This window comes from Candidatus Rokuibacteriota bacterium (assembly GCA_016209385.1).
Classification (GTDB): Bacteria; Methylomirabilota; Methylomirabilia; order Rokubacteriales; family CSP1-6; genus JACQWB01.
The window spans coordinates 1-6,878 of record JACQWB010000091.1 but is presented as its reverse complement, the minus strand read 5'-3'; the positions used below and the strand labels follow the sequence as shown (position 1 = coordinate 6,878).

General features: G+C 66.8%; 10 protein-coding genes. 2 read left to right on the top strand and 8 right to left on the bottom strand.

Annotated elements, in window-relative coordinates:
* The 8 genes from HY726_06300 to HY726_06265 all read right to left on the bottom strand — a co-directional run.
* On the bottom strand, nucleotides 1-472 hold a 472-nt coding region (locus HY726_06300), incomplete at its 3' end, for a branched-chain amino acid ABC transporter permease (protein MBI4608596.1).
* 11 nt (nucleotides 473-483) lie between these two features.
* Entirely contained in the window at nucleotides 484-1,338 is an 855-nt protein-coding gene (locus HY726_06295; protein ID MBI4608595.1) for a branched-chain amino acid ABC transporter permease, read from the bottom strand.
* Nucleotides 1,339-1,478: 140 nt separating this feature from the next.
* Nucleotides 1,479-2,702, bottom strand: a complete 1,224-nt coding sequence (locus HY726_06290; protein MBI4608594.1) for an ABC transporter substrate-binding protein — start codon at nucleotides 2,700-2,702, stop codon at nucleotides 1,479-1,481.
* Entirely contained in the window at nucleotides 2,699-3,121 is a 423-nt protein-coding gene (locus HY726_06285) for a molybdopterin-dependent oxidoreductase (GenBank protein ID MBI4608593.1), read from the bottom strand. Before HY726_06285 ends, HY726_06290 begins: the two co-directional genes overlap by 4 nt.
* Nucleotides 3,118-3,435, bottom strand: a complete 318-nt coding sequence (locus tag HY726_06280; GenBank protein MBI4608592.1) for a peroxiredoxin family protein — start codon at nucleotides 3,433-3,435, stop codon at nucleotides 3,118-3,120. The genes HY726_06285 and HY726_06280 overlap by 4 nt, the downstream gene beginning before the upstream one ends.
* Before the next feature lie 18 nt (nucleotides 3,436-3,453).
* Nucleotides 3,454-3,591, bottom strand: coding sequence for a hypothetical protein (locus HY726_06275; protein MBI4608591.1), 138 nt, complete (start codon nucleotides 3,589-3,591; stop codon nucleotides 3,454-3,456).
* Between the two features lie 17 nt (nucleotides 3,592-3,608).
* Nucleotides 3,609-3,809 carry a hypothetical protein gene (locus tag HY726_06270; GenBank protein ID MBI4608590.1) on the bottom strand — a complete coding sequence of 67 codons (201 nt, stop codon included), beginning with the start codon at nucleotides 3,807-3,809 and terminating at the stop codon, nucleotides 3,609-3,611.
* A complete protein-coding gene (locus tag HY726_06265; protein MBI4608589.1) occupies nucleotides 3,810-4,808 on the bottom strand; it encodes an amidohydrolase in 999 nt (332 codons plus the stop codon). It abuts the gene before it with no gap.
* 173 nt (nucleotides 4,809-4,981) lie between these two features.
* Here HY726_06265 and HY726_06260 point away from each other — a divergent pair, with 173 nt between their 5' ends.
* Nucleotides 4,982-6,238, top strand: coding sequence for a branched-chain amino acid ABC transporter substrate-binding protein (locus HY726_06260; GenBank protein ID MBI4608588.1), 1,257 nt, complete (start codon nucleotides 4,982-4,984; stop codon nucleotides 6,236-6,238).
* 48 nt (nucleotides 6,239-6,286) lie between these two features.
* A partial coding sequence (locus tag HY726_06255) for a branched-chain amino acid ABC transporter permease (protein ID MBI4608587.1) occupies nucleotides 6,287-6,878 on the top strand: 592 nt, incomplete at its 3' end.

Below are 6,878 nucleotides of genomic sequence, written 5' to 3'. Positions count from 1 at the left end.
GGGTCGACTTGCTGAGCGACCACGGCAGGCCGAGATCGGGCCGCGGGATTCCGGGGATCCCGTTATCCCCCTGAGTCAGCGAAACCCACCGGTAGGCGAGCCCCCAGACTACCATCCCGAGTGCCAGCGTGATCATGAGGAAGTAAACTCCGGTGGCGCGGAGGGCAACCAGGCCGAAGACCGCGGCACCTGCCATGCCGAGGAGCACCCCAACCGCCAGAGTAATCCAGAAGTCCGCGCCGTGCTGGGTCGTGAGCACGCCCACGCTGTACGCCCCGATACCGAGGTAGGCGGCATGGCCCAGCGACGGGAGCCCGGTGTAGCCGAGGAGGAGGTCGAGGCTCATGGCCAGGATGGCGTAGATCAACGACTGGGTGAGAAGCGTCAGCAGGAACGACGAGAGGAAGGGGGGCGAAATCATGAGGAGAAGCAGGGTGACCCCGAGCCCGATCAGCTGGTATCGCGCGTGCACCGGCCGGCTTCTCACGTCCGACCAAAGAGCCCTGTCGGCCTGATCGCCAAAATCGCCGCCATGGGTGCAAAAAGCGTGAAGTACGACAGCTCCGGGAAGAGGGCCTTGCCGAAGTTATCCAAGAGGCCGACCATCAAAGCGCCGATCAGGGCGCCCTTGAGGCTTCCCATCCCTCCGACGATCACTACCACGAAGGCATACGGGAGGATCTCGAAGTCCGCACCCGGGTAGACTCCCACGAACCCTCCCGCGACCACGCCGGCCACCGAAGCGAGGAAGGCTCCGAAGGCGAACACGCCCATCGAGATCAGGGGCACATTGATGCCGACCCCGCGCGCCATCTCCACATCATCCACGGTGGCGCGGATCATCGCCCCGAGCCGTGTCCGCTCGAGGACCAGCCAGAGGATCACGGCAATCGCCACGGCGACGACGGCGATGAAGATCCGATAGACCGGAAAGTAGAGCTGCCCGATCGTGTAGGACCCGGACAGGACGGCGGGCACCGGGATCGTGTACGGATCCCCGCCCCAGATCACCAGACCCAGATCCTGGAAGATCAGGGCGAAACCCATGGTGGTGAGCACCTGGCCCAGCTCCTGTCCGGCAAGCCGCTTGAGGAATGCGTTGTATTCGCCTATGCCCACGACGGCAATCGCCAGGGCGCCTACCAGGATCGCAAGGACGAAATGTCCTCCCTGCCAGATGACGGTGAGCCCCACGTAGCCCCCGAGCAGGTAGTAGGATCCGTGGGTCATGTTGACGATCCGCATCATCCCGAAGATGAGCGTCAGTCCCCCGGCGAGCAGGAAGAGCAGCGCCCCGTACGAGACCCCGTTAAAGGTCTGGATGATCCAGAATTCCATTCAGCCCTCGCCTCGGGCTACTTGCTCGGGCCTCGCCACGTCGCTGGCGCAGGCGATGAAACTGGCCTGCGCCGAAGCGCCACGGCTCGAACAGCCACGCCTGCGGCTCGTCCGAAGCCCCTCGGCTCGAAAATCCATACTCAGCAGAACCGGCAAGGCGGGTAGTCGCGCGAGTAGACCGGCTGTTTGAGGAACTCGGCCTCCGGGTAGGTCCAGAACTGGCTCCCGTTCTCGATCGTGTGGATCACCGTGTTCTGGAGCCGGCCATCCCTCTTCTCGACGCGCCGGATATAGATGTTGTGGACCGCCTGGCCGTACTTGTCCAGCCGGATCGGCCCGCCGGGCGCATCCGCGATCGCCACGCTCCGGAGTGCCTTGAGAAAGTTATCGGTGTTCTCGACCTTGCCGCCGACCTGCTCGAGCGCCTGCTTGAGAAAGAGCCCCGCCGTATATGCGCCTACCGAGTAGTACCCGGGATCGGTGCCGAACCCCTTCCGGTAGGCGGCCACGAACTTGCGGTTCGCCGGCGTCTCGAGCGCCGCGCTGTAGTGCATGGTGGAAATGACGCCGAGCGCCTCATCTCCCATACTGCGAAGGAGGGCCTCGTCCACCGCGGTCTGGTTCGCCAGCACGGCGATCTTACCCTTGAGCCCCGCTTCCTCGAACTGCTTCAAAAAGCGTAACGCTGCCACCCCGGCGAAGCCGATGAAGACAGCGTCAATGTCCTTCCGGAGCCGGGCGATGAACGGCCCCTGGTCCTTGGTCCCCAGAGGCGGCCAGAGCTTCTGGACAATCTGACCGCCCGCATCCTCGAACGCCTTGTGGAAACCCGCGACCACCTCGTGGCCGAAGGCGAAATCGTCCGCGATCGTCGCCACCTTCTTGTAGCCGAGCGTCTTCGCCGCGTAGGTGCCGAAGGGCTGGGTGGGTTGGCTCGAGGTGGAGGCCACGCGGACGAAGAACTGGGTGGCCTTGCGTTGGGTGAGATCGTCAGCCGCTGCGCTCGGCGAGAGAGAGGGGATCCGCTTCTCGTTGAGATACGGCACGATGGCGTAGGCCTCGAAGGCCGGAAGCGGGCCGATGATGACGTGGACCTTGCGCTGCTCCACCAGCTCGCGCGCTTTGGTGAGGGCGACGGCGGGTGAGCTGCCTCCGTCGAGCACTGTCAACTCCACGGGTCGCCCGCTCAGGGTGTTCTTGTGCTCGGCCAGAAAGAGCCGGATACCATTCTCCATCTCCTTCCCGGGCTGGGCCAGTGGTCCCGTCAGGTCGGTGATGAAGCCGACGCGGATCGGCTCCTGGGCCGCGGCGGTCGAGGTCATCAGCAGAAGCGCCACACCGAGTGCGAAAACACGAAGAATCATACTGACTTCCTTCGCGATTTGGCCTGTTGAATTGCGGCCCACACGCGGGCGGCCGTCAGCGGCGTGTCCAGGTGCGTGACGCCGAGCGGCTGGAGCGCGTCGATCACAGCGTTGACGACGGCCGGCGGCGAGCCGATCGCGCCGGCCTCGCCGCATCCCTTGGCGCCGAGCGGGTTCACGGGCGATGGCGTCTCGATGCGGTTCAGCTCGAACGCCGGCAGCATGTCGGCCCTGGGGATCGCGTAGTCCATCAGCGACGCGCTCAGGCACTGGCCGGACGGCTCGTACACCATATGCTCCCAGAGCGCTTGGCCCACCCCCTGAGCGAGCCCGCCGTGGATCTGGCCCTCGACCAGGAGCGGGTCGGCGGCGGACCTCCGCACCGATGAGACCGGTCCCGCCAGCCGCGAGCATCTCATGCCCTCCGGCGCAGGGTCTCCACGAGATCCAGAACCCGGAGGATTTCCGCGCCGTCGCGGATCATGTGCCGGTCACCGGCCTGGCCCCATCGGAGCAGGCCATCCCGATCCACGACGAAGGTCGACCGGTAGGCCACGTTCCGAGCCTCGTCGAGTACGTCGTAGGCGCGGATCACGGTCCGGTGGACGTCGCTCAGGAGCGGGAACGGAAGCTCCCGCGCCCGGGCGAACTCCGTCTGGCAGAACGAGCTATCGCCGCTGATCGCCAGCAGCGCAGCGCCACGCTCGCGCAGCTTGCCGGCGACCTGGCCCAGGCCGGCGAGCTCGGGCGTTCAGATTCCACCCCACGCGTAACAGAAGAAGGCCAGGACAACGTCGGCCTGGCCGCGGAATTCGGCGAGCGTCATCGCGCCTCCGCGGCTCGAGGGCAGCGAAAAACCCGGGGCAGGCTGACCGTACCGAAGTGCCATCCCAGCCTCCGAACGCGCTAGGTGAGCCGCGCCAGGAACGCGAGCGGCACCTCGTTGAACTCCTTCGCCGCCTCGTTGCACGAGCACTGGGCCGCGTTCGGGAGCACGGCCGGCTCGGCGCCCCGGATGCGCTCCTGGATGACCCGTGCCATCCCCACCGGCGTGCCCGGGTCGTCCTCGCCGACGATGATCCGGACCCCGTTTGCGGTCAGCTTCATCTACCGGTAGTGGAGGAACCGGACCGCGTTGCCGCCGAGGATCCGAGCCTGGTCGGCACGGCTGAGACCGCGGAGGCGCGTGACCACCTCGACGGGACGCTCGTACCCCATGTCGAAGCAGTAGTCGCTCCCCAGCATGACGCGGTCCGCGCCGACGAGCCCGATCAGGTAGCGGAGCGCCTCGGCGGAATGGGTGATGGTGTCGTAGTGGAAGCGGCGGAGGTAGGCCGACGGCGGGCGCTTGAGGTGCTTGCACTCGCCCCGCACCCGCCAGCCCCGGCTGAGCCGCCCGACGAGGTAGGGGAAGGCTCCGCCGCCGTGGGGGAGGCAGACCCGGAGCCGCTTGAAGCGGTCGAGCACGCCGCCGAAGATCAGGTGCGCGGCGGCGATGGCGTTGTCAAAGGGGTTGCCCAGGAGATTGCCCAGGTAGTAGGGGGCCAGCCGCTGGGCACCGATGACGTTGAGGGGGTGGAGGAGGAGCGGAAGGCCCAGGCTCTCGATCCGCTCGTACACCGGAAAGAAGTCGGGCTCCGACAGCTCGCGGCCGCGGATGTTGGTCCCGAGGTAGACCCCGCGGATTCCCGGCAGCCGGGCCGCGCGTTCCACTTCCTCCACAGCCAGCTTCGGCTCCTGCATCGGGAGCGTGGCGAGGCCCACGAACCGCTCCGGGAACGCGGTGTGCGCCTGAGCCATGGCATCGTTGACCGCCCGGGCCAGCCGGAGCCCGAGGTCGCCGTCGGCCCAGTAGACCATCGGGAGCGTCAGCGAAAGGGCGTGGACCCGGACGCCCTGGCGGTTCATCTCCTTCAGGCGGAGGTCCAGGTCGGTGAAGGCCGCGCGGAGGGGCCCGGTCCGCACCGGCCCTACCTCGATCACGGGCCCCTTGGGGTCCGTGCGGGAGAGCCGCGCGCCGAAGCGCTCCCCCTCCTCGGCGATGAGCTTGAAGTAGCCCTCGGGGAAGAAGTGGGCGTGAATGTCGACGGAGGGGGGTTGGGTCACGGGAAGTGGATACTATAAGCGCCGGGTCCTGTCAAGGGCGATCATCGCGATCGGCATTGCCCTTGACCGAGCGTCCGGGCTATCATCACGTCGCATCGCCGCCAGGCCTCGCCTGGACCGCTCCAAGGGCGAGCGATGCAGCAACCATCCACACAGTCAAGGAGGGTCGAGACATGGACGATCGAGTTTCGAGGCTCGACACGGACGGGACCGCGTCCCGGGAGCTGAGCCGTCGTGACCTGCTCAGGACGGGAGTGTCTATCGGGATCGGCCTGGTGGCCTTCGGAAGCCCTTTGCGGAGCGCCCGCGCCCAGGGCAAGAAGGTGGTCAAGCTCTCGTTCATTGCGCCGCTGACCGGCGGGACCGCCTCGAACGGACTAGGCGGTCGGAACTCCTTCTTGCTCGCCGTCGCCGAGAGGAACGCGGACCCCAGGAGCAAGTACCGCTACGAGACGATCGTGCTGGACGACGAGTGCAAGCCCACCGTGGGCGTGCAGGCAGCGCTCAAGGCCGGCTCGGACCCGGAGGTCATCGCCTCTGTCTCCCACTACTGCAGCGTCGTCGCCATCGCCACCGTGGACAGCTTCCACAAGCTGGGGCTGCCATCCATGGTGTGGGGGGCGGTGCTCCCGGACATCACCTACAGCCACAAGCACGTGGAGGTCACGCGGGTCAACGGCACGATGATCAACCAGAACCACATCGCCGCCGCGTTCGCCGTGAAGAAGCTCGGTTTCAGGACCTTCTCGATCATCCACGACACCACCGACTACGGCCGGGGCCACGCCAAGTACTTCACCGAAGGGCTGGAGAAGGTCGGCGGCAAGATCCTGTCGGTGACCGGAACCGCCAAGGACCAGAAGGACTACGCGGCCGAGCTGACGAAGGTCAAGGCCGAGAAGCCCGAGGTGATCTACTACGGTGGCCTGACGCCGGACGGCGTCCGCGTCAAGGTCCAGATGGACAAGCTCGGGGTCAAGGCCCAGTTCCAGGGGACCTCGGGCATCAAGTCCGACACGTTCATCGAGACCGCGGGCCCCAGCGCCGAGGGCGTCTACTGCTTCGTCGAGGGGGCGCCGACCGAGAAGCTCCCCGGCGGGAAGAGGTTCCTCGAGGCGTACGCCAAGATGAACTTCAAGGAGCCGTCGGAGGCCTACGGCCCGTTCGCGTACGTAGCGACTCACCTCGTCATAGACACCATCGAGGAGGTCGGGCCCGATCGCGCCAAGGTGGCGCAGCGGCTGAAGCGGATGAAGAAGCAGGACACGATCATTGGCCCGGTCGAGTTCGACGAGCACGGCCAGAACACCGTCCCGCTGATCACGACCCACGTCGCCCAGGACGGCAAGTGGGTGGTCTGGGAGGATTCGGAGTACGCCGCCGGGAAGCGCGAGCTGCCAGGGCTCAGGTTCAAGCGCGAGCGGGGGTAGGCTCGCCCCCGCTCCCGATCTGCTCGACACCCGAACTCGGCGCACGCGATGCCGCCGCCCGAGGTTCTTCTGCAGCAGGCCTTCAACGGCCTGATGCTGGGCGTCATGTACGCCCTGATTGCCGTGGGTTTCACCCTTTTCTTCGGCGTGCTCGACGTGATCCACTTCTCCCACGGCGACATCTTCACGCTGGGGGCGTTCGCCGGCCTGAGCCTCACGTTCCTCTGGGCGGCAGTCGGGCTCGCGAGCCCGGCCGTCGCCCTCCCCCTCACCTTCCTGGGAGCCATCCTCCTGATCGGCCTGATCGGCGTCCTCACCGAGCGGGCCTGCGTCAAGCCTCTCGCAAAGGCACCACCGCTGATGACCCTCCTCGCGACGCTTTCCCTTGGCCTCGTCATCCGCGAGGCCGTCCTCGTCTTCTACCCGCGCGGAGCGGACCCCAAGCCCTTCCCCGCCCTCCTCCCCGGCGGGATCTTCGAGATCGGCGGCGTGGTGATCCGCTACGAGAACCTCGCCATCCTGGCCATCGGCGGAGCTTCCATGGTGCTCGTGGATCTCCTGATCAACCGGACGCGGATCGGCGCGAGCATCCGCGCCGTGGCTCAGGACCCGGAAGCTGCGCAGATGATGGGCGTTGATC